Raw genomic sequence first — 24,568 nt, forward strand, 5'->3', positions numbered from 1 at the left:
GATGGTTCCGATGCGCACGATCTCAGGACGATTGACCCATCGGCTGACCGCGGCAGCGGTCGCTCTGGGAATGCTGGTCACCAGCGCGGTCGCGACGACAACCCAGGCGAGCGCCCACTCGCACTTGGGAAGCCGCAGCCTGGCCAGCGTCCTCGCCGCCGACGGCGACACATTCGATCGCAACTGGAACGACTACGACGTACTGACGCAGGCCGTCGGAGCGGTTCTCGCGGCCAAACCGAACAGCCCGGTGAAGGTCCTTGCTGACGGCAACGTCCCGTTGACGGCCTTTCTTCCGAGCGATCGCGCGTTCCGGATCCTGGCCAAGGATCTGACCGGCAAGTGGTTCCGCTCGGAGAGCGCGCTCTTCAGCGGCCTCGCCAGTCTCCTCGGCGTGGACACGATCGAGGCAGTCCTGCTCTACCACGTCATCCCGGGCGTCACGATCGACAGCCGGACCGCACTGAGGTCCGATGGCGCGAAGCTCACCACTGCCCTGCCGGGCGGAACGATCACGGTGGACGTCCTGAGCAAGCGGTGCCGCTTGATCCGCCTGATCGATGCCGACCGCAACGATGCGAACCCTCTGCTCAACCGGCGGGCACTCGACATCAACAAGGGCAACAAGCAGATCGCCCACGGCATCTGGCTCGTTCTGCGGCCGCTGGACATCTGACCCCGCCCCGGCCCCGCAAACGGGGACGCAGTTGCCTGGACCGAGTCCCCCTAGTCCGGGCAACTGCGTTGCGGGCACCAACGCCAGCCGCACCGACCATATGTGGCTCGCCGGTGGTGACCTACCTGACCGGACTGGTATTGCCGCCTCATCGAGCGGCCTGATCACGTGCGTCGATCACCTTGAGCAGAGAGTTCAGGGACGTGACCGCACTGCCAGCTAGTCCGGCCGTGCACATGATGATCGATGCGCCCGGGTTCGACTGCAGCAGCAAGCGTTAGCGTGGAGCGGGAGTTTCCGCACGGCCCGATCTCGCGGACAGCTGACCGGTCGCCCCGCGACCGCGTTTCGGCCGGCCCGCTGGCGCCGTGGCGCAAGCGAGTCTGGCGGCGCGCCAGTGGCCGCGAGCAGATCCTGGAATAGGTGTCGACCTGTTGAGAATCGATCCTTTCTCGCACACCCCCACAGGCAACCCGGTTGTCGATGTCCGAAGTCGTCTGCACAGATTCCACGCTCTGAAGTGGCCGGTTTGCAGGCGAGTGCGAGTCATCGCGGTGTACCGAAGTCGCGTGCACCAGCGTCCTGAGCTCGGCCGAGCCGACCTGCTCTGCACGGACCGGAACTCTGCATCGGATCATTGGGCCTGTTCGTCGGCTCGCCGCATCAGGAGCCGGACGAGTTGTCCGTCTTTGCTGAGTTGGTGGAGATGCGGCGTAGTCGCGTACGGCGGCGAGGGCGGCGGATCCCGGTCGCGAGGATCACGACACCGCCACCTACAGCCCTCCACGAAGGATCCCTCCTGGTACCCGCCAGCGGAGGCGACCCATGCCCTCCGCCCGACACGTCGGGCTACCAGCATCTCCGGCCGGGCAGCTGAACGTTGCCGACGGCATGCAGGCAGGACGAAGGTCTGCAGCGCCGTGAGATGAAAAGGCGATCCCGGCGCTAGCTGTCTCAACGCCGGGATCTGGGCAGTTCTGGGCACTCGAGCGACCAGACGCCTTGTAGTGCCAGGTTCCCAGCACACCCCAGTCTGAACGTCGCCTGTTTCCTCAACCCGCGGTGTCGCGGCCTCGGCGTCCTCTGCGCCGGCCACGCGCCGCGAACTTCGCCAGGCGGCCGAGCCTCGGCGCCGGCCGGTCGCCTGCCAGGGGCGCGTGATGATGGCGGCCGGTGAGCTTGTTGATGGCGTACTTGACGCCGAGCGCCCCGGCCAGGTTCCAGGCCACCCACCCGACCAGTGCGAAGACATTCCGTTTGACCTTCATCCGCCGTCCCCTTCCGGCTCGGCGCGATCAAGCGCCACTGATCGACCCTTGTGTCCTACCAGTGCCCGGCCCATGAGGAGCAACGGAACGAAATCCGGTGTTAGCGGCGGCTCGGGCAGCTGTCCGTTAGGGGAAGGGTGGGGGATACTGCCCGGAGCCGCGGCACGGTTACGGAGGCGGCGAGGACACCAGTGCGAGGCTTCGGTAGAGCCTCGCCAACACTCCTATCGGTTAGAAGTTGTCCGCGTCCGTGCGCACGGTGAAGCGCCGCGTCTGTCGTCGTCGTTCCTTCGGCGGTGGCTACCACCTGTTCGTCACGCCCGAACTCGAACCCGACCCACACCAACGTCTGATCGTTGGTCATGAATGACCCCGGCCGGGGGGATGGCGCGGGGTTAGCCTGACTGGCTTGCGCCGGGGTGGACACGCAACCAGCTGCATCCAACGCTGCGCCCCATAAAGACTGATTAACCGTCAACCGCAAAATCCTCCCGGCCAGCTCCCCCGTGGGCCCCAGAACTACTTGGCTGGCCGGAAGGATCTGCGGCCCGACGCTGGTTCCTGCTCGAGAAAGGAGCCAGCCGACCTCTGCTCGGTGCCCGAGCCCAAACGCGGAATCCTCAAGCGCGAGCGCCGTGGCGCGGTTTCGGTCAGGGGTATAGCGATAGCCCGAGCTCGTGCGCTTTGGATCGCACGGCGTCTCCGCTGCGACCTAGGTTGAGCGCGATGATGTGTGCGGTTGTGGAGCATCCGGCGAGTTCGCGCAGTTGGGTGATCTCGTCGCCGCTCACGAGTCGGTGTTGGCGCGGATCGACGTCTGGTCGGTCAATGCGTGCCTCCGGTGTGAGTGCTTCGGTGCGGGTCGGGTCGTCGCGTCGGTCGAGCGCCCTGCGGTGTGATCGGCGGTCGCGCGTTCGGCGGCCGTGGCCGGGGGGACCCTTGTTGGGCGGGCCGCGGCATTGGCCGCCGAACGGCCGGGTTACGCGGAGCCCGCTAGAGGCCGGTGCGGTAGGTGTCGTCGTAGTAGCCGCCGAGTCGGGTGCGGTAGTCGTCATCGGCGCCGGTGTCGGGGTCGTACTCGGGGGAGGCCTTGATCTGGTCCTTGGTGCGGTCGACGTAGACTTTCTCGTCGGCGTGGTCGACCCGCTCGACCACGCCGGCCGGGAGCAGCACCTTGCGGCCGAAGATCCACGGCCCGGTGTCGACCACCAGCCCGGCGATGCCGGTCCGGTCGGTGACACCGTCGACCTTGCCGATATCGCCGTCGGTGGCGGCGATCTTGTATCCGGTCAGGTCGGTGCCCTCGGTGTAGCCGGCTGTCGCTCGGTAGGTCCAGGGGTCGAATGCGTGCATCGACATCGTGGTCTGCCTTTCGGGTGCAGGTGGGCCGTGGCCCAGCAGGGAGCCCGCGACAACGCGTGCGGGCTCGAGACCCGCACCCGGTGTCTCGAGCATTTGGTAGCGCGCCGGTACCCACCACCCATACGGATCAAGCAACACTCAGCCGGTGCGAGTCCACCAATCGCGGAAGGACAACGGCCGCGGCGAACCGATCAAGGATGGGTGGTGGCGGCTAGGGAGCTGCTACGGACGCGGCGGCGGCGGCGCGTTGCGCCGGTGTCAGCCGTCGGGTGGCGGCGATCAGGTTGCGTGCCTGTGTGGGCGAGAACAGGTAGGTCTGTTCGCCGCCACATTCCCCGTCGGATTCGCCTGGGGCCTTGATCCAGAGGAACGCGGCGAGGTGTGGGTGGTTTGCGGCGCGGCGCCGAGTGCCTGCCGGGCCGGGTTACACCATTCGTCGTCACGCTTTGGGTCGTCGGGTGGCGGTCCGGTGCCGTTGCGGGAGGTGTCGATGACGAAGTCGCGGTCGCCGGTCAGGTCGGACAGTTCCAGGCCCCATCGGTAGCTCTCGTTGGTGGTCTGGCGGTTGGCGACGTTGACTGCGAAGCCCTCGGCGTGGGCGATCCCGGATTGCAGGAGCCGGGTAGCCATCTCGCCAGTGGAGCGCCAGCGGGCGTGCCCGGCGTCGAGGTAGACCGAGTGCCCGGCCTTGGACAGCGCCTGGACAGCATGTGTCAGTAGCTTGCCCCGGGCGGGGTTGTAGCAATCGGCGGCGGTCGCGTCGGGTTCGAGCACAATCACGGAGTGGACTGGGCCGAGGGCGTCGACCAGGTCGCGGATATACGCGTTGTACGCCGTAGTGTCCGGTGCGCCCTGCTTGAAGTCGGTGCAGCCGCGGTTGGGGATGTAGTAGGCGACGAAGACCGGCAGTTCGCCGCGATTCCGGGCGCGGGTGACCAGGCGTGGCACTGCGGCCAGGTCCTGCGGCCCGTTGAGCCAGCGGGCTTGCGGCTGGCTGGTGATCGGGTCGAGCCAGTCCGCGCCGTGCGCGGCTTGCCAGCGTGCGGCGGCGGTCTTGGTGTCGACGTACAGCGTCGCGTTCTTGAAGGGGTGGCGGAGCGGTGCGTAGCGGGTGCTCGGCGGGTCGGGGTGTAGTGAGGTGTCGGGCTGGTGGCCGCACCCGGCGGCGACCATGGCGACAGTGACCGCCGCGGTGACCGGGCCGGTGACCAGTCGGCGGTATCGGCCGGTCATGTCGGCGGCCTCCAGTGATCGCTGACTCGGTAGATCCGGACTCGGTCGGGACCGCTGCCGAAGGACGCCACCACGACGGCGTGCTTGCGAGCCTCCATCAGGGTGGGGTACTTCTGCGGCGCGTCGCCGATGGTGTAGTACCAGTCGGGCAGGACCAGGTAGTCGATGCGCGTGAGGTTGTCGCGTACCGCGGGGTCGCTGTCGAGCTTGTAGATCATGATCGGGTGGGGGTTGAAGCCGTAGCGGTGGACGAGATCGGTCCAGATGCTGTCGTGCACCACGACGACTTTGTTGCGCGCGACGTTGTCGGCCAGCCAGCTGGTGGCCGAGCGCAGAGGCTGTTCCTGGCTGACGGTCATCATCTGGTGCAGTCGCGGCGCCCAGGACGCGGTCGTGACACCGACCAGGCCGAGTGCCAGCAGCGCGGCGGCACCGATTCGTACGCCGTGAGCAGCGCCGCTCGATGCCCGTGCCCGCAGCCACCCGGTCGGCACCAGGGCCGGGGTTGCGGCGACGGTGCTGACGGCGCCGGCGACCAGTAGCGCGCTCCACGGCAGGAGGTTGATGACGTGCATGAACGGTACGTATCCACCGCGGACCATGACCAGCCATTGGATGACCAGGACCAGCGCCACGGGCCGCAGCCGGCGTACCAGCAACGCGACAGGGATCGCGGCCAGGCCGAGCAGCAGCAGCCACCGGTCGTATTGCAGCCAGCCGTGCAGTTGGTCGGCGGTGGCGCTGTGCGGGTTCAGGACCGAACCGCTGGCGGCCCGGTCGGCCAGCTGCCACACCGCCGTGCCGACGAGACTGTTGTGTCCCGGTCCGGGTAACAGTTCGCCCTTGAACAGGGCCATCAAGGGATACAGCGCCATCAGCAGGACGCCGGCGAAGGTCGAGGTGACCAGCAGGTGAGCCCGGTTTCGCCGGTCCAGGTTCTGCAGCAGCGCCCAGGCGAAGGCCGGCAGCACCACCAGGGCGGTTTCCTTGGTCAGCGCGGCCATGCCGAACGCCAGCGTGGCGCCGACCGCGGCGGCGATGCTGCGCCGTGGCGAGTAGGCCAGCACGAACGCCAGCAACAGCCACGGAGTGACCAGGTTGTCCAGGAACGTCCACCTGCCGTAGACCAGGGCCAAGGGGCACAGCCCGAACAGCAGCGCGGCGCCGGTGGCCGCGACCCGGCCGAAACCTAGCCGGCGGCCGAGTACGAACAGCAACGCGGTGCTGACCACCTTGGCGATCAGCATGCACTCGTTGCCGAACCCGATCGCCGAGTCGTACCGGTTGAAGCCGTTGGTCAGCGCCGACCAGGCCGCGATCTGGATCCACCCCGCCGGAGCGTGGTCATAGAAATAGGAGTACGGCGACAGCCGGTGCTCGTACTGCAGCGACCATGCCTGCGACAGGTAGGTCCCGGGGTCATCGACGAACCGCGGGAACGTGGCCATGCCGATGCCGTGCACCGCCCCGACGACCGACAGGAGCGGTAGCACGATCACCAGACTGATCAGATGCCGCCCGATCCACGCCTGAGCGTCGCGCCGGCTCCGGCGCCGCAACGACGGCGCCCGCGCGTCTCCGCTGCCGTCGGGGGTCAGACCGGGGACGTCCAGCGTGGTTGCGCCGGTCATGCGGCCTCCTCCGGCATCGCCGTCGTCGCCTTGCCGCCGTGCGTGGCGCCGGGCACCGCGCTCAGGTGCGCGCCGGAGTGGGCGGTCTTCACCCAATTGGTGCGTCCCCGCAGGTGCCGCAGCAGCGCCCACAGCCCAGCCACCGACAGCACTACCTGGTACGGGTAGGCGCCGACAGCCACGCCGGCGTAGTCGCGTAACCGCACCTTCTGCTCGAAGGTCCGGCCGAACTGGTGCAGCATCAGCAGGTCCAGGGCGGTCGTGAGCAGGCTGATCCCCAGCGGCACGCTGGCCAGCAACGCCACCGCGACCGGCGACTTGTGGGCCAGCGCGAGGGCCAGGGCGAACGGCGCAAAGACGATCGCGAAGGCCTGGAAGTACTGGAAACCCAAGACGTAGACGGCCAGCACCCGCTGCCACAGGCGGGGCAGCTCGAGCCACTCGCGCTCGGTGAAGACCTGGGTGAAGCCCTGCATCCAGCGCACCCGCTGCCGCAGCAGCCCGCCGAGGGTGTCCGGAGTCTCCTCGCGGGTGACCAGGTCGTCGACGTAGACCACGTCGACGGCGAACCCGAGCACGGACGCGGCGATGCCGATCTTGCAGTCCTCAGTCAGGCAGTCCTCGTCCCAAGAGGCACCGTGGCGCGCACGCAGCGCGTCGAGGAACTGACGCCGGAAGAACACGGTGTTTCCGCCCAACGGCATCACCTTGACGACGGCCTGCAGCTTCAGCCGGGACTGGAACCACTTGTAGTACTCCAGCACGTTCGCAGCCCGCCACCAGCCCGACGCGTTGGCCCGCAGCCAGCGCCGCAGCCGCGGCAACCGACCAGCAGGCATCGGCACCTGGCTCGGGTGGGCGCTGAAGTTCATCAGCTGCACCCCGCACTGCACGATGCCAGCGCCGGTGCGGCGGAACCGGTAGTCGACCATGCGCAGCAACCCGGGGTGGAACAGGTCTTCGGCGTCGGCGATACCGATCCACTCGTAGTCGATCTCCATTTCCTCGAGCAGCCGAACCGCGGCGTTCAAGCCGATCGGTTTGTTGTGGACATCGGTGTCCTCCGGATACCGCGCCACCAGCACCCGACCCGGGTACTCGGCTGCCTTGGCATGTGCGATCGCCGCAGTGCCAGGGTCGTCCGGGTGGTCGATGATCGGCATCACCCGGTAGTCGGGATGGTCCAGATTGGCCAGTCGCTCCAGCGTCCGGCCCGCGACCGCCTCCTCGTCGCGCATCGGCACCAGGATCACCCCCGGCAGCTCGGGAGCGTCCGGTTCGCCATACTGTCCAGGATCGTTGTTCTGCGGCCGCCACCACTTGTAGAGCTGGAACGCCAGCGTGGTCACAGCAACGAGCAGCATGAACAGCGACACCACAACAAGGAACGCGTCGACGAAAACCGCAGCCGTCCCGACCACGACGATCAAGACCGCCAGGCCGGCCGCCACCCGGACGACAGGACGCCTACGTGCGCCGCGATCGGCGGCAGGAACGTCCACCCGTCCACCCTGGTCGCCTCCAGTTCTGTGGGTGAACGACCAGAACCGGTCGGTGCAGAAGTTGGCGACCGTTCCGCAGGCGAGCAGACCCCAGTACGCCGCGGCCGTTCCGACCACAGGCGACAACACCGGAAACAAAGCCAGGCTCAGGACCGCGCTGGCGCTGCGGGCGGCCAGAAACCGCCACCACCGGCTCAGCCACCGAACCCGCCGCTGGCCCACACGCCACCGCCAAGTCAGGGCGTCGTGGGCCACGAAGCTGAGCTGCAGCGTCACCACGATCTGAATCGCGTTCGCCACCCCGGGCACCATGCCTAGACCGATCAGCATCATCAGCAACGCGTGGCCGAGCACAGCGATGCTCCCACCGATCAGGAGGAAGAGTGTGACTTCGCGCTTGCGCACAAGCACATCGACAGATCGCACGGGGCTCCTTCCAAGATTCCCTTGTTGCCCCGTGAGCCATTTCGGTACCCCCGAGTTCCGAGCGCATTCGACGAACGAAGAACAATCACGAAGCCACCAGTCCGCGCTCGCAGACAGTCACGACCGCGCCGGCCACGGCGATCGCCCAGCGCTGCTCCACCGCTACCTCGGCCGCACCGGTCAGCAGACCGATCGGCACCGTGGACTGGTAACGGGTGCGAGCCTTTCGTCAACGCCAGGCCCTGCCTCCGCGTCCTGCTCTCAGCTGCGCGCAGTTCACGCCGTGACTGATGCAATTCCTCAGTCAGACGTTGGATCGCGGTCTGCATGGTGGTGATGTGGTCGTCATTGGCGTCCAGCTCGGACCCTGCGGCTCTGCGCGTTTCGGCATCTTTGTTGTCGGCTTCGACCTCCCGCAGCCGCCGCTACAACTCCCTTCGTCGCTGGCCCACTCCGACCCACGATCAGGGGCGGTCTGCACCGCCGTCGGCGTCAACCCTGACCACTACCGCGTCTGGGCGCACGAGGGACCGGAGGCGACCGCGCCGGCCACCTCATGCGCGGCCTCCTTTCGAGACGTTTGGCCTGGGGCACCTGGGAGAGGTCAGCTGGCTCCCTTCTCGAGCGGGATCCAGCTCGCGCTGGCGTGGATGGACCAGCGTCGGGCCGCAGATCCTTCCGGCCGGCCAAGTAGTTCTGGGGCCTACGGGGGAGTTGGCCGGGAGGATTTGCGGTTGATGGTTTGGTGTCAGGCAGTGATTGCGGGGTCCGGTAGCGTTGGATGGAGCTGGTTGCGTGTCCACCCCGGCGCAAGCCAGTCAGACTGACCCCGCCATCCCCGGCCGGGGTCGGTCTTGACGAACGGCCAGACGTGGGTGTGGGGGCGGGTTCGAGTTCGGGCGTGACGAACGGGTGGTAGCCACAGCCGATGCAGGAGCAGCCGACCACCCGGTCGTTGTCGTAGTTGCCGGCCGGATCCAGGAGCAGAACGAGGGGTGTACTCGTCGCCGGGTTCGACAGCGGTGGGACACCAGTCATGGCCGCCGAGGTGATCGGCGGCGAGCCAGTCACACAAGACCTCGTGATCAGCACGCTGGTGGTGGCATGTCCGTGGAGGTCATAAGGGTCTGGAGCGAGTGGCGAGACGGTGCAGTGCCGACTTCGGAGGAAGCGACGCAGGTGGTCATCTTCTATGGGGAGCACGACTCGTATCAACCTCACGCGTAGGTCATTAGTAGCATCCGCACATCGCCTGAGCGCGCGGATCGCGGCTAACTCGAAAATGGTGCTCAGCCAGGGCGTGGCGTCAGGGCCCGGTCGGTGATCTGGGTTCGGGCTGTGCTGGCGGGGTGGGTCAGGCGGCGGTTGGGGTGAGGGTGACTTTGCTAACTGTGAGGTGTTCGAGTTGGCGGATGAGGTCGCGTTCGCGGCGTCGTTTGTTGATGCGGGATTCGTAGAAGTCGGATCCGAGGTCTTGGTAGTGCTGGTCGGGGTCGTTGAGCAGGTGCCAGACGATGGTGAGGACGGAGTTGCCGACCGCGACGATGGCGCGTTTCTTGCCGCGGCGTCGGGCCAGGCGCCGGTAGCGTTCGCCGAGGAAGGTGTCGGTGCGGGCCGCTGCGGCGACGACCTCGCCGAGGGTGCCAGCCAGCCACGGGTTGCCCTTGCCGGTGCCGCCGCCTTTCTTGCGGCCGGCGCTGTTGTGGTCGATCGGGGTGAACTTGGCCCAGGACGCGAGATGTGCGGCGGTGGGGAAGACGCTCATGTCGATCCCGGTCTCGGCGATGATCTCCTGGGCGGCCCGGACTCCGATGCCGGGGATCTCATCGAGGCGGGCCACTGCCGGGGCGAAAGGGGCGATCAGCTCCTCGACCCGGTGATCGAGTGAGGCGATGTCGGCCGACAGGTCGTCGATGCGCCGCAGCATCCGGCGGCACAAGTCGGCGTGGTGGTCTTCGAAGAACCCTGTCAGGGCCTGTTCCAGGATCGGGATCTTGCCGCGCATGACGCCGTGGGACATCTGCGCCAGCACCTTGGGGTCGTGTTCGCCGTCGATCATCGCCTGCAGCATCTGGCGGCCCGACACCCCGTGCAGGTCGCTGATCACGGAGGTGAGCTTGATCTGGGCGTCCTCCAGGAACTTCTCCAGCCGCTGCTTCTCCCGGGTCTGGTCCCGGATCAGGCTGCGCCGGTAGCGGGTCACGTCCCGCAGTTGCCGGATCGGCTTGGGGTGCACCAGCGACGGCCGGCACATCCCCCGCTCCAGCACCTTGGCCAGCCACACCGCGTCCAGCCGATCGGTCTTCGGTCGCCCCGGCAGATGCTTGACATGCGTGGCGTTCAGCAGCCAGCAGGTGAACCCCTCCGCCTCCAGCAGGTAATACACCGGCTTCCAGTAATCCGAGGTCGACTCCATCGCCACCAGCTCCACCCGCTGCACCCGCAGCCAGTCCGCCAGCTCCAGCAACTCACCCGTCACCGTCGAATACTCCCGGACCTCCTGCAACCGGCGCTCCGGCCTGGTCTCGTGCGGCACCCGCACACACGCCACCAGTCCCGCCTTGCCCAGATCCAGCGCACACACCCGCTGAACCACCCGCTCCGGCTCCTCGGTGATCTCCTCCATCACCATCACCACCCTTCACAGATCGAACAGGTGGCTGCCCGCGGGAGCGAAACGGGGGAAACCAGAGGCGAACTCTCGAGCTCAAGGCATCAATGCCGGGCCCCTAACACACGCTCCCAGCGATCAGACTAGTCGACGGCCTCCCGGCGCCAAGCGAGCACGACGTCAGCGAGCAACCACCCCCATTTTCACGCCCGACGGGCGCCCCGCAGGGACACAGGGACTAGTTGACTGAACTCTTTTAAGCATCAGTTGGTGCTACGGCGGGTGTCGGGAGAGGGTGTGGCGTGCCAGTCGCTGAGCCGGGTCGTGTGGTCAAGTTCTAGTCGGATCTGGGGCGGCGGGTGTTGGTCCCGGACTTGGAGCGCCGGCTGCGTCGGGCTTCAGCGCAGGATCGGCTATGCGGCGAACGCGTTGATAGCCGGCGGTGGCGTCTCGCTCGTGCCGCGGCTGACCCTGCCCGGTGTATGCCGCCGCCCGGCCGGCCGGTCGGGCCACCCGCTGATCGTCGCCACCGTCACCGCGCTGACCAAGGCCGCCCGCGCCCTGTGACCAGTCTCTGACAACGGTCGAGGTAGCGGTTCCTCCGAGAAACTCGCCGGGACCGTCGCCTCCGCCCGGCTCGCCGCGGACGCGGCGACAGTCACTTGCGCCAATTCAGCGCGGCAGCTTCGCCGCTGCCGTACGGGCCAGCCTGTCGAAACTTGGCGCCGACATGCCCGGACCGTAGCCGCTGAAGGCCAGGACCGAGACGGTGGTGCCCCGGAGCGTGATCGCGTACGGGAATCCACCGGCCTCGCTGCCCGGGTCATTCGGCAGCGGGTAGTCGTACCAGCGGATCACCCGGGTCGGGCCGGCAGCGCCCTTGACCACCCGGTTCTCGGTGATCTTCCGGGCATGCGTCGGCGCCGGCTTGCTCGCAGTGCAGCTCAGTACGGTCCTCACGATCGAGTAGTACGCTGCCTTGGCCGCGGCAGGGGTCCGGTACGCCGTCACGTGCTGGCGGCCGTAGCTCGCTATGTTGTCGCCGGTGTACGCGCGGGCCAGCCGGGACGCCACATTCTTGCCCTCGGTCGAGTAGACGCCGCAGTACGTGCGCTGCAGCAGGCCCCTGTCGATCTGCACTGACCACGGCACCTTTGGGTCGGCCTTCCTGACCTCGGCAACGGTGACCATGTGCTTCGCCCGGCTGAGAACCGTTCCGCTCGCCGCCGTGGCCACCTGCCCTGAAGTCTGCTCGGCGTTCGCGGCCGGAAGATTGCCGTAAGCAACTGCCGCCAGTCCGATGGTGGTGAGTCCCGCCGCTGCCGCCTTCCAGCCCTTGCGCAGATTCTTCATCGTCTCGATTCCCCCATTGTGTTTGCTTCGCTCTCTGCACCGTGAGACAGCGTTCTGCCCCACGTGGTTGCCGGGAATTTGCGAAGCGATCACTCCGTGACATTCGGTCAGGACAACCGGGCGACCGCCGCCCGGGCGATCCGCTCGAAGTGGCCGGCTTGATGCCGGGACCCGACTCCCGAAGTGCGGTCACCGACACGACCGTGCCCTTAAGTGACCGCATATGGGATTACTGGACCTGGCCCGTCTGCGTCGCCGCATCAGGCAAGTCGAACGGGGCAACCCAAACCTCACCGTCGGGATCCGTCGCATGCACTGAAGCAGGCTGAAAGCGGCTGAGGCATTGCCGCTGTTCCGCGGCTAGCAAGACAGCGAGGCCGACCGGTTGACATGTTCAGTGAAGAAATCCGTCAAACTTCGGTTCGTACCGGCTGCCGCCGGGCAGCGCGTTCGGGCCGGGGATCTCCTCGACCGCATGGGTCAGCTCGACGTCGACCGGCCCGACCAGATCCGGCGGCAGCCGGACCGCATCGGGGTCAGTCCGCCGTACCCGGGGCATCGTCTCGCCTCGCCGCTCGCGGATCGGCTGGCTGCCCGAACGGCGGCCACACCACCACGACGACCTGGTCGAGGACGTCAGGGTTGCGCAGCGGGCAGAACCGGTGGTGGACAGGCAGGTCTCCGCCGTCGCACTTTCCACACCGCCCCGCCATCGACTTCTACAAGTCTCTAGGGGCCAAACCCCAAGACGAATGGACCATCAACTGCCTCACCAACGACGCCCTCTCCGCTCTCGGCAGCTGACAGCGGTCCGCCACGGATGTCAAAAGTGGCAAAACGAGCGGAAATGGGGAGCCAGAGCGGCGCCGGTCCGGCAAGATGGTCCGGCACGTCTTCTGGCGCGTGGGGGGTTGGGAAATGGTAGGGGAGTTGCGGGCGACGGAGGTGGACGGGGTTCCCGTCTACTGGGTGCCTGGTGAGCGCCGCATGCGGGCAAGTCTGTGGTTCCGGGTCGGCATGGCGGACGCGTCGTTGCCTACTAACGGCTGGCTGCACCTGCTCGAGCACCTTGCCCTGCATGACCGGGATTCGATCCGTGCACCTGTCAACGGATCCGTCAGCATGCTGCACACCACCTTCGACGTCGAAGGCGAGCCCGATGACGTCGCGGAGTTTCTGCAGCAGACTTGTCGCTGGTTGAGCACTCCGAACTTCACTGACCTCGAGCACGAGCGCCGGGTCCTTCGTGCTGAGAGCGCCACGCGGCACGCCGGGCCGATCGCCCTGCACCTGTTGTGGCGGTACGGCGCGCAAGGTCCGGGTCTGCCCGCTTACGACGAGTACGGGCTGCACACCGCCGATCCGGATCACCTGCAGTCGCTCGCCGCGCAGGCGTTCGCCCGCGGGAACGCCGTACTCGCGCTGACCGGCCCGCCGCCGGCTGGCTTGCGGCTCCCGCTTGCTGACGGCTCGCGGTGGCCTGTCAAGCCTGCGATGCCGTGCGATCAGCCCTTGCCGGCCGGATTCGCCGGGCCAACAGGCTCGGTCGCACTCTCGGGTGTGATGTCGCGGTCGTATGCCGGCCCGTCGCTGATGCGGGCCCTGCGGCGCGGGCTGGAACGCGGATTCCGGCACGGCGCCGGGGTTGGGTACAGCGGCTGGTCGTCGTACGAGCTGGTGGACGCGGCGAACGCGATGCTCACCGCGGGGATCGACATCCTGCCCGAGGCGCGGCCAACGGTGGTCGCGCAGAGCTTGGCGGTACTCCGTCGGCTGCGGGACCGAGGTCCCGACCCGGCCGACCTGCGCGACGACCTGGACCAGGAGATTCGCCGGATCAAGACGGAGCCAGCCGAGAACTGGATGCCGTATCTGGCCGCCCGCGACGTCTTGTTCGGACGCCCGGTGAAGGACCGTGACCAGCTGGCCGCCGAGGCCGACGCCACTACGGTCCATGACGTCGCGCAGGCGGCGCGAGCGATGTGGAGCAGCCTGCTCCTTTCAGTCGATCCTGACGCCACCACCGATCCGCAGCTGACGTGGCTCGCCGGTCCGCCGCGGACCAACTCCGTGACAACCGGGCAGCGCTTCAAGCCGGCGGGCTGGCCGGTTACCAAGGCGGAGCTGACCGTCGGCCGCAAGGCTGCCCAGATCGAAACCCCATCCGGTGAGACCTCGGCGTCGTACGACGAACTCGCGGCCGTCGTCGCCTATCCGGACGGCGGACGGCAACTCATCCGGCGGGACGGCTACCAGGTGCAGATCGAACCGGCGCACTGGAGGAACGGCCATCAGGCGGTGGCGGTGGTCGACGCGGCGGTCCCGCCGGAGCTGTGTGTCACGATGCCGGCCCGCGAGCCCGACGAGATCCCGCGGAGCTCTGTGACGTGGCAGCGCAAGGCGGAGTACCTGCTCAAGAAGCCGGAGCTTTGGGTCGCGGTGATCCTGATCATCGTGGTCGTGCTGGGGGTAGTGAGCGGCATCTCGATGTCGGACATCGCGCCTCGCGGCGCGGTCGCGGTGATCGTCGTCGGCAGCATCGTGGCGTTCCGCAATGCAGTCAAGAAGTGAGGTCCCCCGGTCTCCCTTGAGGTGATGAGCTTCAGCTTCGTCTGTGTTTGACGGCGTACAGCTTGACGTCTCCGAGCCGCTCGGACACGAAGCCGCTGCAGCCGAGATGGCCGGCCACCTCGACTGGGCGCACCTGCCGTCCAGAGGCATGGTCTCAGATCCGTTCGATTTGTCGACCCGGATCGTCAACCCGGGCATCAGCACACTCACGATCCGCCGAAATACGGCCGACGGCACCGGAACATTCTTCCTGCTCAGGCGCGACCCGACACAGGTCACGAACGGTCGGCACTACAGCCTGCTGCCGGCGGGCGAATTCCAGCCTGCCAGCATCTCGCCCCAGAGCATCGAGACCGACCTCGATATCTGGCGCAACATGGTCCGCGAGTACGCCGAGGAACTGCTCGGACAGCCAGAACACGACGGCAGCAGCGGCGTCCCCGTCGACTACGAGATCTGGCCGTTCTACCGCGACATGACCGCAGCGCGCGAAGCCGGCACAGTGAAACCTTACGTGCTCGGCGTAATCCTCGACGCCCTCAGCCTCAACTCCTTCATAGCCACAGCCACGGTCATTGACGACACGGTTTTCGACGATCTGTTCCGCGACCTGGTTGCCACGAACCCCGAAGGCGAGGTGGTGTTCTCGCTGGGCAACAACAAGTCGATCCGCGGACTGTCGTTCGACGAAGCGACGATGAAGCAGCTGACCACCCGTGAACCCCTCGGGCAAACCAGCGCTGCATGCCTTACTCTCGCCTGGCGTCACCGGAGGCGACTCCTGAGCGCGAGCTAGTCGCCGACGACCCGCGCGAGAATATGCGTCCCCATTGCCTCGGCAGTGTCCACTTCGTACATCGGGACCTCGCAGGTTCGGGCAGACGCGTCACCTGACTCGAGCGCATGGCACAGTCAGCACCACGGTTGGTGACTGTAACGTTTCCCCTTCGAGGCCGATGTGATGACCGAAGAGGTAACGCCAAGTGACGGCGCAAGGCCCGCCAGCAGGTCTGAGCAGATCGCTGGCATCACCAATCCCGAGAGCGTGGAGAATTCGCTCGAGCTCACCCAGGCCAGGCCGCACCGGACGTAGCGCTAGTCTCTGCCAATGGCCAACGAAAGCGTGCCTGATCTGCACGTGACCGGGTTTGACGTCCAGGCTGGAGTCCGCCACGCAGGGCTGGGCAGCAATGTTGGCCCCGCCGTACCTCTAGTAGCTCTTGAGATCGAGGGCCGGCCAACCCCGGACGCTGCTGACGTGTCGCTTTGGCTCCGCCTCCCGGTCACGGTGGCCAGGGCACTCGCCGTCGAACTCATCGAGCAGGCGGACCGCGCAGAGCAGCTGGCACGACGGTCAGACAAGCCTCGCAGAACTAGCACAGCGGGGTCAGACGACCCTTCGGACAGCGCGTAGGGCCCGAGGGCTCTACTTGAGCGCACATGCACAGCCGTGCTGTAGCTCCATTGGCAAAGACCTCGGCAAATCCCACGGCCCATCTAGTTGCTCTGGGCAACAAAGGCATCGGCAGAGTAAGCCACACTCGGGAGCTCGGCGAACACCGCGCGCCTGACAGAATCGACCTTCACCCAGTCGGGCGCACGGGCTGGTACCCGGTCGAGGGGGCCGTTGACAACAAGCCCCTTGGACACAGCTGGACCTGAACGCTCCAGCCACTCTCAGGCCTCATCGGCGTCAGCCGTCAGGCGGAACACTCGCGGGCCGCGCCCCGGCCAGAGAGGCCACCTTCCGCATCCCTGCAGGGATGTTGACCAGTGTGGCAACTGGCGTGGCTCTCATAATCCCCTGCCCCTGGGCTCGAGTCCCGCCTACCAACACCGAAGTCCTGACCCGGTTCATGAATCGTTGCCGTCTGCAACGTTGCCTCCCGGCCAGGCATTCTTCTGCGGCGGGAGTTGTCGAGCGCTCACCCTTGACGTGATTTGTTGCTTTCGGCCCGTTCTCTTCGCAGGTGCCACAGGCCAAGAGTTGGGGGCATCGGCGGGAACTCCACCACCATCGGATGCCCAGGTGGCTTCCAGTACTTTCGCTGCGCTTCGGTTCCGCCGGGAATCGCCACCGAACCATCAGGCATCCATTCCAGGACGGGCTCCCAGTACAGGTGTCGACCCACCGTCCTGCTCGGTCAGGTGTGGGCCGGGGTCGTCGGTGTGATCGTCGCCGTCCTGAGCATTGTGGTGAACGCGGGATTCCTCCCCGCGGCTCCGGGCTGGACGACGATCATGATCGCTGGACATCCTGGTGATCTGGACCCTGACCTTCCACGGTCGTGAGGTGCGGCCCAAGGGCGGCATCGGAGGCGCTCCGTAGCCAGGCCTGCTGGTCAGCCCGCCGGGCGTGCGGGCAGCAGTCCCAGCTCCCACGCCCGCCGTACGGCCTCGTTGCGGCGAGACGCGCTGAGCTTGCGAAGAATGCTGCGCACATGGCTGCGAACCGTGTTGACTGAGACGTACATGGTGCTCGCGATCTCCTCGGTGGTCAGCAGTTCGGCGAGGTACTCCAGGACCTCGTGCTCCTTGCTGGTCAACGAGGCAGTGACGACCAACTCGGTCCGCCGCACTCCCCAGCGGCTGGCGGCGCGGCCGCGACTTTCCGGAAGACCCGGCGCACGGAGCCACGGGTGATTCCTCATCAGGTCACCGCTCGGCTGCAGCAGCTTGCGCAGCGACGGCGGCGCCTCCGTGAACGGCCGGCGGAGCTGCTCGGGAGCGGCCAGTCTGAGGGCACGTTCCAGACACAGCCCGGTGCGGCCAGTGTCCCCGGTCCGGATCGACTCCGCGGCTTGGAACAGCCAGCCGTCCACCTGGGTTTCGAGCGGGACGGCGCGATCCCTGACCGGGGGTGGCGGAGCGGGCGGACGCTGGCCGGCCTCGGCAGCCGCGTGCTGCAGCACCAGCAGCGATCCGACCTCGTCGCGCCCCGGGGACTGCTCGATCACCGTGATGGCCTTCTGCAGCTGGTTCTGTGCGACGAGCATCTTGGCCTCGTCGACGACCATGGCCTGGTCCAGCCAGCCGCCTTGTGCGCCGTACCGGTTGATCGCCGCCCGCAGCTCGGCCGCGGCCAGGTCGACGTCGCCGCTGGCCCGCAGCAGCCTGGCCCGAATCAGCGCGAGTGCGGCGGCGAGGACCCGCCAGTCGTAGGTGGGAGCGGCCTCCGCGGCGCGCTGCACCAGCTCTTCGGCGCTGGCCAGATTCCCCTGGTCGGTGTGCACCCAGGCCCCGGCGACGATCGCGGACTGAGACAGCTCCGGCCCAGACTCCGCCAGTGCCGTCGCGTGCGCGACGACCTCGCGGGCCCGCCGCAGATGCCCCCAGACCGCCTCCACCAGCGCCACCATGCCGAGGAAGTCAGCCAGGGTCTCGTGGGCACCAGCCTCTTCCGCGATCGCGATCCCCTCGCTGAAGGCTGCCAGCGCCGCCGGAAAGTCTCCGCGCTGCAGCAGCACCCGACCCTTACAGCCGGCGACCAGGAGCCTCGGTTCCGGATGCGCGATGGCTGATTCCCGCGAGGTCGCTCGCAAGTCGGCCTCCGCGGTCAGGACCGCGCTCAGCGCGGCCCCGGCGTTCTCCTGGAGACTCGCGCAGACCGCATGCAGGACGCTGATAGCCGACGCTGCCGCCTGGCTTCGAGCCAACACCTGCTGGTCCACCAGGTGCCGGGCCTTGCCGAGCTCCGACCTGCAGAGGTCGACATCGAACGCGGCCAGCGCCCGGCCGGCTTTGACGATCGCGACCCCGGAATCGTTCAGATCGTCGGGAAGGCCCTCGAACAGGGTTATCAGCTGCCGACGCCGACGCCCGACCAGCAGGCCGGCGACATCGAGATCCTCCACCAGGTACCGTGCCGCGCGCCGCCAGTCACCGGCCGCGACGGCATGGTGGATCGCCTCCAGCGGCTGATCGTTCTGGGCGAACCAGGCGGCGGCGGCGCGATGCAGCGCGGGAACGGCGGCCGGGCGCTCGTACAGCAACTGGGCACGAAGGAACTCGCGGAACAGCGGCTGATAGCCATAACTGTCCACAGTGTCCGGAACAGGCTGGATGAACGAGTTGCCGTGGGCCAGGAACTCCAGCGACCGAAGGCCGCACGCAGGCCCGGCCAGCGCTACGGCGAGCCCCGGGCGGATCTCGTCCACAACGCTGGTCCGGAGCAGGAACTCGCGCAGCTCAGGAGGTTGCGCGTCCAGTACCTCGGTCATCAGGTACGCAGCCACGTTCCCGGCGTCCCCGCGGAACTCCCGGATGACCTGCTTCGCGTCGGACTTGCCGGCCAGATTCATGGCCGCGAACATCAAACCGGCCGGCCAGCCCTCGGTCCGGGCCTGGAGTTCGGCGACTTCGGACGCCGTCAGCTCGAGCTTGTGCCCGCGCATCAGCGCCGCGGCCTCGTCCGTCGTGAAAGCCAGCTCATCGGCCCGGATCTCCGCAATGGTGCCTGCCAACCGGTAGAGGTGCAGAGGAAGCGGCGGGTCGGTCCGCGTCGCCAGGACGACCCGGACGCGTCCGGCGTTGCCGCGGATGAGGTGATGGAGGCTCTGCCCGAACTCCTGCGTCATGGTCACATCGCCGCAGTCCACCACGAGCACCAGTACGTCGTGATCGCGGTGGTCCACACCGTCGCGGACGGACTCCAATAGGGTTGCGGTTTCATCGCTGCCATCCAAGGCGATGCGCCGGACCACGGCCGGCCCTTCATAACGCGCGGCCCACGCATCCAGCACCATCGTCTTGCCAAAGCCCGCGGGCGCACTCACCAGCGTGAGCGGCAGGTGGATCCCGAGGCTCACGCGATCGACAAGGCGCGGTCGCGACACTGTTCCAGGTGGAATCGCCCGGACCCTGGCCGTGGACCGGGCGTGATCTTCGAATGGTGCATCCGGTGAAGTACTGCGCCGGTTGTCCGCCTCCGCGTGCTGATCGGTCGGCATTGCCCCTCCTAGCGACGTGCGGGATCACTGATCGCTGGGGAGGCGGTGCGCGGCGAGCCGCACTCCTCGACGAAATCACGGAAACGCCTGTAAAACCAGCATCACCCGTCCGATTGCCGGACACATCGAGACGAGATCGTCTTAATTTGAGAACTCAAGAAACACGCACAACGCCTAACACGGGCAGCTCACCCCACAGGGGTGATGCCGCGCACCGACCCTTTGCAAGCGTCGAACGCGCACTGTGGAACGGAGTGGGTCGATGGCCGACGCGACGTACGAGATCCACGTGGCCGGCGCCGCACCCGAGCAAGACCTTCGAGACATGGGCGCAGTGACACTGGCTGTCGACCAGGTGAACACCGTTGTCTACAGCATCCCCGATCAATCGGCGCTCTACGGTCTGCTCTCCAGACTGCGGGCCCTGGGCATCGAGGTCGTCGAGGCCCGCCGGATCCTGGACCCCGGGTCATCGTCGGAGCGGATCGACATCGATCCGGACAGGGGAGACGATGAACCCACGTGAGCGCCGCGGCGCGTAGTACCAGGTGGCCGTTCAGGGGAACTGGGGCCGGTGTGGGCGCGTTTGCGCAGCTTGGCTCAGCGTGACCGGCAGCGGCTCTGTGGAACGGTTTGTGGAACGAACCGGCGAATAACAGCGTTGCTGGAGTCGATGAGATTCGAACTCACGTCGGCCTCTGAGGCTCAAGACCCCCTCTGCCGAAGCGGTCCGGCGGCCTTCTAAACCGCGCGTCGCAGGTTCGAGTCCTGCCGGGGGCATCTTGTGATGTCTCAGGACATCGGCATAGCTGTTGAGTCCTCCGTCGGCGCCAGTCACCGCCGGGCATGTCAAACGTCATTCCGCCAGCTTGACGCGCTGGTCTCGCGAACCTTGTCGGTGGCAAGGGTTGGACGCGGTTGCCAGGGGTCGACCGCGCTGGTCGCGCGAGCCTCGGCGTTCTCGTGCCCTTGGGCCGCGGTTACGACGCATGCGCCACGGCGGTGGCGATCACCGCGGCGATCTGCTGTGGGACCTCATCCGGTAGCAGGAAGACCGAGCCAGGAATGGTCACCAGCGTGACGTTGGGTGCGCCCTTGAGCGTGGCGCGCTCGTCGTCGGTGAGGCCACCGTCGCCGCGCTTCTCGGCGTGGACTACCCACGCCGGGTGGCCGGACGCGGCCAGTTCGGCTGCGGGGTCGCGGTCTGCGGCAATGTAGTCGAGGTACTCGCTGCAGACGCGGACCGCATCGCGGGCAGTGTTCATCTTGATGTCCTCGAGGAGTTCCTGCTTGTGGACCTCGGTGGTCTTGGCGGACCTGGCCATGAGCGGCATGAGTCGAAACAGGATCGCCATCGGCCACACGCCGACCTTCTCCGATGCCCGCACGACGCCGCGGAAGAACCGGGCTTCATCCGCGGTGGTCGGGCTGATACCTAGAAGGACGACCGGGCCATCGAAGAGCCCCGACAGCGCCATCTCCAAGGCCACCGTGGCACCGTGGGAAAAACCCACGACCACGTCGCAATGATGCTCCCTCGCGAGTTCGCCAGCGCGACGAGCGAGTGCGGGGATGGACACGTCCTCAGCCAGGGGCGCGCCGGCCATGCCCGGCAGCGTCGTGGCCACCGAACGGACCCCTGACAGAGCCGGCTCGTCCATGACGAGGCGGAACGACCGAGCCGCCATCGCCCCACCCGGCAACAGCAGCACCGATGACGATGCATCCGGTGGCCCAGCGGTCACAGTCTCCCAAGCCTCTCGCACCGCTACCACCTCCTCGCTGACGAGATGAAGCGTATTCCGCGACGAGCTTCTCCGGAATCCTGATGGCATGACGGATCCGTGATTGCTCGGCATCGCGCAGCCCTGGCGTAGTGGCACGTGGATGGCTACGCGTGATCCACGCAGTGCGCACCCGCAAGCACGAGTGCGACGAACGGTGCCGGGCGCACACCTGCAAGCCGCTCGCGGCCTCGACGATCCGCCAGATCCACTTCATCCTGTACGGCGCCCTGCGTCGCGCAGTCCGCTGGAAGAGGGTCACGGCCAACCCAATCGCCGACGCCGAACCACCGGCGGCTCCCAAGGGCAACCCGCGGCCGCCAAGTCCCGACCAAGCCGCTCGCGTCATCAACGAGGCTTTCAAAGACCCCGACTGGGGAGCTCTGATCTGGCTGACGATGATCACAGGCCAACGCCCGGGCGAGTTGTGCGCGATCCGTTGGCTCCACGTCGACCTCGACAACGGCGTACTTCACCTCGAGAAGGCCATCGGCCAACGAAGCTAGAAGAAGTGGGAGAAGGACACCAAGGCGCACCAGGACCGCCGCATCACCCTCGACCCCGACACCGTCGAACTGCTTCGCGAACACGAGGCACGCGCTCTCGCCCGAGCCGAGGCACTCCAGCTCGAGCTCGCCGACGTGCTTTCGTCTTCTCGCTAGCCCCAGACGGATCCAGACACCCACCGCGAGTCCACAACCCAAGTCGGGCCAGAAGGGCGTCGTGGTCAAGGCGTAACCGGTTCCGGCGCAAAGCAGCCAATGACAGCACAATCGGACCGATTGCCTACGCTCGGTGATGCCAGCGTGGAGCGCGCACAGGATAGTCGCAGATTTGCGTGTCGAGGTCTTGCCAACCAGCGCGGAGCGGAGTTGCGTGCCGGGTGTAGCCGTAGCTCGGGGGAACTGCGACCACCCGGACAGTGCTCACCGGCATCCCGGGCGCGCCGCGCAGAAGCGATCCATCTACCCGAGGAGCGTCATGCGCAGGATCAACGTCGCCGCGACGGTCGCCGCGGCATTCGCAGCACTACTCTTGCCGACTCTCGCCCAGGCCGCGCCGATCACACCCGGCGGGTCGACGGAAGTCACCGTCGGCAGCAATGACCAGCTGTTCTCGCAGAACAAGCAGAACGAGCCGGGTCTGGCCGTGAACCCGGTCAACCCCGCGATCCTCGCGGCGGGAGCCAACGACAACATCGACCTGGAGGCGTGTAACGCCGGCGATGACCGCACCTGCCCGTTCACCCCGGGCGTGGGCGTGTCCGGCATCCAGTTCTCAACCGACTCCGGCCGCACCTGGACGCAACCGACGTACACCGGCTTCTCGGCGCGCGTCACACCGTCCTGCCTCGGCGCACCCGACGTCGCGCCCGGCCAACCCCCGGCCGCCGACACCGGCTGCGTGCCCGATCCCAACGGCCCGATCGGCACGCTGCCCAACTACGACACCAACGGCATGGTCTCCAACGGCGACCCGGAGCTGGTCTTCGGTCCGGTTCCCGACGCATCGGGGACCTTCTCCTGGGCCAACGGGCAGCGGCTGTACTACGCGAACATCGCCACCAACTTCCCGGGCAATCCCGGCTTTGCCGGCGATGCAGCCATCGCGGTGTCCCGCACCGATGACCTGGCAGGCGCCATCGCCGGTGACAACGACGCCTGGATGGACCCGGTGGTCGTGACCAAGCAGAACCAGGCTCTCTTCAGCGACAAGGAACAGATCTGGGCCGACAACGCCGAGAGCAGCCCCCACTTCGGCAACGCCTACGTCTGCAACGTCGGATTCCGCGGGAACGGCGGAGCCGAACCGGTGCTGTTCGCTCGTTCAACCGACGGCGGCGACACCTGGACCTCGCGCCAACTGTCCGCGGCGACCAACAACAGCCAGACCGGCGGACGGCAGGGCTGTGCCATCCGAACCGACAGCCAAGGCGTGGTCTACGTGGTGTGGATCGGCACCGACATCCAAACCCGCCAGGGCGTCTTCTTCCAGGCCCGATCCTTCAACGGTGGCCAGACCTTCGAGCGACCCAGGGCCGTGGTCTCGGGGCTTGGCGGAATCGGGCAGTTCGACCCCGCGCAGGGCCGGTTCACCATCGACGGCATCGCGGGCGCCCGGACCAACACCTTCCCGTCGTTCGACATCGCCAACGGTGCACCGACCGGTGCGGACGCCACCGACCAGATCCTGCTCACCTGGTCCGACGACAGTCAGGGAACCAACCTCGAGAAGGCGTTCCTGGCGAGCTCGACCAACGGGGGCGGCACCTACTCGGCAAAGGTGGTAGTCAGCCAGGGCAGCGACCGAGCCAACTTCCCGGCGGTGGCAATCTCGCCCGACGGCACCGACGCATGGCTGGTCTACAACGCCTGGCTCGACCCGTGGCGCGACAACACGACCTCCGCGCGCCGGGTGCTGGGCGTGGTCCGGCACGCCGACATCGCCGGCGCGGCCCACACCGTCGGCGCATTCACGACAGTGTTGCGTGGCGCAGTAGGCGACGGGCGCGCGTCCAGCGCCAACGGCCTGACCTCGGAGTTCCTCGGCGACTACAACTACGCCGTCGCCACCCGGGACTACGGCTCCGGCGTCTGGAACGACATGCGCAACGCTGCCGTCTGCCCCGCCATCAACGTCTACCGCCAGGCGTTCGTCGAGGACGTCCTGGCCGGCACCACTGAACCCATTGTGGGAGACGAGAAGGAGGACCAAAACGCGGCAGCCGAACTGCCGGCCACGCACTCCACGGACCTGCGCCCAGGACCCAACAACGACTGCCCGGCAACCTTCGGCAACTCCGACATCTTCGGCGGAACCTTCAGCGACGACTCCTGAGCCCGTCCGAGCCGCAGCCACAACAAGCCCGACGGCCGCCCACCTAGGCGGCCGTCGGTAGCGGCGCAGCGGTCCATGTGACCTCGGACGGAGTGGCGGACGAGCGCGCAGGAGCTCCCCTCACCATGTCGGACGCGACGCCGGGAGAGGTGCACTCATCCCGGTGGGACGCGTTGTGCAGTGCTTACGACGTGCTCCGCCCGAGCTTCCGACGGGATCGAGAGCTGAAAGAGCCCCAGGTCATGTGGTGCCTGACCTGGGGCTTCTTGGTGCCGCGGAGTGGAGCCGCCTGTCGGAATCGAACCGAGGACGTTCTCATCACGAGAAGGAACGACAGCGTCCGCATCTGCTCTCTACCAGCGCT

General features: G+C 67.3%; 17 protein-coding genes. 7 read left to right on the top strand and 10 right to left on the bottom strand.

Annotated features, from left to right (window positions below; all coding sequences use genetic code 11):
• The first annotated feature begins 10 nt into the window (after positions 1–10).
• Positions 11–676 carry a fasciclin domain-containing protein gene (locus ACZ3HV_RS26490; RefSeq protein WP_465687709.1) on the top strand — a complete coding sequence of 222 codons (666 nt, stop codon included), beginning with the start codon at positions 11–13 and terminating at the stop codon, positions 674–676.
• Positions 677–1,728: 1,052 nt separating this feature from the next.
• On the opposite strand, the gene ACZ3HV_RS26495 is transcribed toward ACZ3HV_RS26490, so the two are convergent.
• The 8 genes from ACZ3HV_RS26495 to ACZ3HV_RS26530 form a co-directional block, all read right to left on the bottom strand.
• Positions 1,729–1,944, bottom strand: a complete 216-nt coding sequence (locus tag ACZ3HV_RS26495) for a hypothetical protein (protein ID WP_465687711.1) — start codon at positions 1,942–1,944, stop codon at positions 1,729–1,731.
• 993 nt (positions 1,945–2,937) lie between these two features.
• Positions 2,938–3,303, bottom strand: a complete 366-nt coding sequence (locus tag ACZ3HV_RS26500) for a PRC-barrel domain-containing protein (RefSeq protein WP_465687713.1) — start codon at positions 3,301–3,303, stop codon at positions 2,938–2,940.
• Positions 3,304–3,585: 282 nt separating this feature from the next.
• Entirely contained in the window at positions 3,586–4,539 is a 954-nt protein-coding gene (locus ACZ3HV_RS26505) for a glycoside hydrolase family 6 protein (RefSeq protein ID WP_465687715.1), read from the bottom strand.
• Positions 4,536–6,170: an ArnT family glycosyltransferase gene (locus tag ACZ3HV_RS26510; RefSeq protein ID WP_465687717.1), complete on the bottom strand. Its 1,635-nt coding sequence runs from the start codon at positions 6,168–6,170 to the stop codon at positions 4,536–4,538. The genes ACZ3HV_RS26505 and ACZ3HV_RS26510 overlap by 4 nt, the downstream gene beginning before the upstream one ends.
• Positions 6,167–8,098 (bottom strand): glycosyltransferase, encoded by a 1,932-nt coding sequence (locus tag ACZ3HV_RS26515; protein WP_465687719.1) that lies wholly within the window; start codon positions 8,096–8,098, stop codon positions 6,167–6,169. The genes ACZ3HV_RS26510 and ACZ3HV_RS26515 overlap by 4 nt, the downstream gene beginning before the upstream one ends.
• A gap of 1,354 nt (positions 8,099–9,452) precedes the next feature.
• Positions 9,453–10,724, bottom strand: coding sequence for an IS110 family RNA-guided transposase (locus ACZ3HV_RS26520; RefSeq protein ID WP_465687721.1), 1,272 nt, complete (start codon positions 10,722–10,724; stop codon positions 9,453–9,455).
• A 657-nt stretch (positions 10,725–11,381) separates the two neighbouring features.
• Positions 11,382–12,062, bottom strand: coding sequence for a hypothetical protein (locus ACZ3HV_RS26525; protein ID WP_465687723.1), 681 nt, complete (start codon positions 12,060–12,062; stop codon positions 11,382–11,384).
• Between the two features lie 394 nt (positions 12,063–12,456).
• Entirely contained in the window at positions 12,457–12,762 is a 306-nt protein-coding gene (locus ACZ3HV_RS26530) for a hypothetical protein (RefSeq protein WP_465687725.1), read from the bottom strand.
• 287 nt (positions 12,763–13,049) lie between these two features.
• Here ACZ3HV_RS26530 and ACZ3HV_RS26535 point away from each other — a divergent pair, with 287 nt between their 5' ends.
• From ACZ3HV_RS26535 to ACZ3HV_RS26545, 3 genes are all read left to right on the top strand, one after another.
• Complete coding sequence (locus tag ACZ3HV_RS26535; protein ID WP_465687727.1) at positions 13,050–14,633, top strand: peptidase M16 family protein; 1,584 nt, start codon at positions 13,050–13,052, stop codon at positions 14,631–14,633.
• 43 nt (positions 14,634–14,676) lie between these two features.
• The gene (locus ACZ3HV_RS26540; RefSeq protein WP_465687729.1) at positions 14,677–15,429 is read left to right on the top strand and encodes a hypothetical protein; all 753 of its coding nucleotides are present in this window, start codon (positions 14,677–14,679) and stop codon (positions 15,427–15,429) included.
• A gap of 1,148 nt (positions 15,430–16,577) precedes the next feature.
• Positions 16,578–16,925 carry a DUF7144 family membrane protein gene (locus tag ACZ3HV_RS26545; RefSeq protein ID WP_465687731.1) on the top strand — a complete coding sequence of 116 codons (348 nt, stop codon included), beginning with the start codon at positions 16,578–16,580 and terminating at the stop codon, positions 16,923–16,925.
• A 50-nt stretch (positions 16,926–16,975) separates the two neighbouring features.
• Here ACZ3HV_RS26545 and ACZ3HV_RS26550 read toward each other — a convergent pair whose 3' ends face one another.
• Entirely contained in the window at positions 16,976–19,441 is a 2,466-nt protein-coding gene (locus tag ACZ3HV_RS26550) for a winged helix-turn-helix domain-containing protein (RefSeq protein ID WP_465687733.1), read from the bottom strand.
• A 403-nt stretch (positions 19,442–19,844) separates the two neighbouring features.
• Here ACZ3HV_RS26550 and ACZ3HV_RS26555 point away from each other — a divergent pair, with 403 nt between their 5' ends.
• On the top strand, positions 19,845–20,108 hold the full coding sequence (locus ACZ3HV_RS26555) for a hypothetical protein (protein WP_465687735.1): 264 nt from the start codon (positions 19,845–19,847) through the stop codon (positions 20,106–20,108).
• 454 nt (positions 20,109–20,562) lie between these two features.
• Here ACZ3HV_RS26555 and ACZ3HV_RS26560 read toward each other — a convergent pair whose 3' ends face one another.
• Entirely contained in the window at positions 20,563–21,441 is an 879-nt protein-coding gene (locus ACZ3HV_RS26560; protein WP_465687736.1) for an alpha/beta hydrolase, read from the bottom strand.
• Between the two features lie 38 nt (positions 21,442–21,479).
• On the opposite strand from ACZ3HV_RS26560, the gene ACZ3HV_RS26565 reads away from it, so the two are divergent.
• Positions 21,480–21,872, top strand: a complete 393-nt coding sequence (locus ACZ3HV_RS26565) for a site-specific integrase (RefSeq protein ID WP_465687738.1) — start codon at positions 21,480–21,482, stop codon at positions 21,870–21,872.
• Positions 21,873–22,347: 475 nt separating this feature from the next.
• The gene (locus ACZ3HV_RS26570) at positions 22,348–24,204 is read left to right on the top strand and encodes a hypothetical protein (protein WP_465687739.1); all 1,857 of its coding nucleotides are present in this window, start codon (positions 22,348–22,350) and stop codon (positions 24,202–24,204) included.
• Positions 24,205–24,568 lie beyond the last annotated feature (364 nt).

Source organism: Kribbella sp. NPDC020701 (assembly GCF_055562215.1).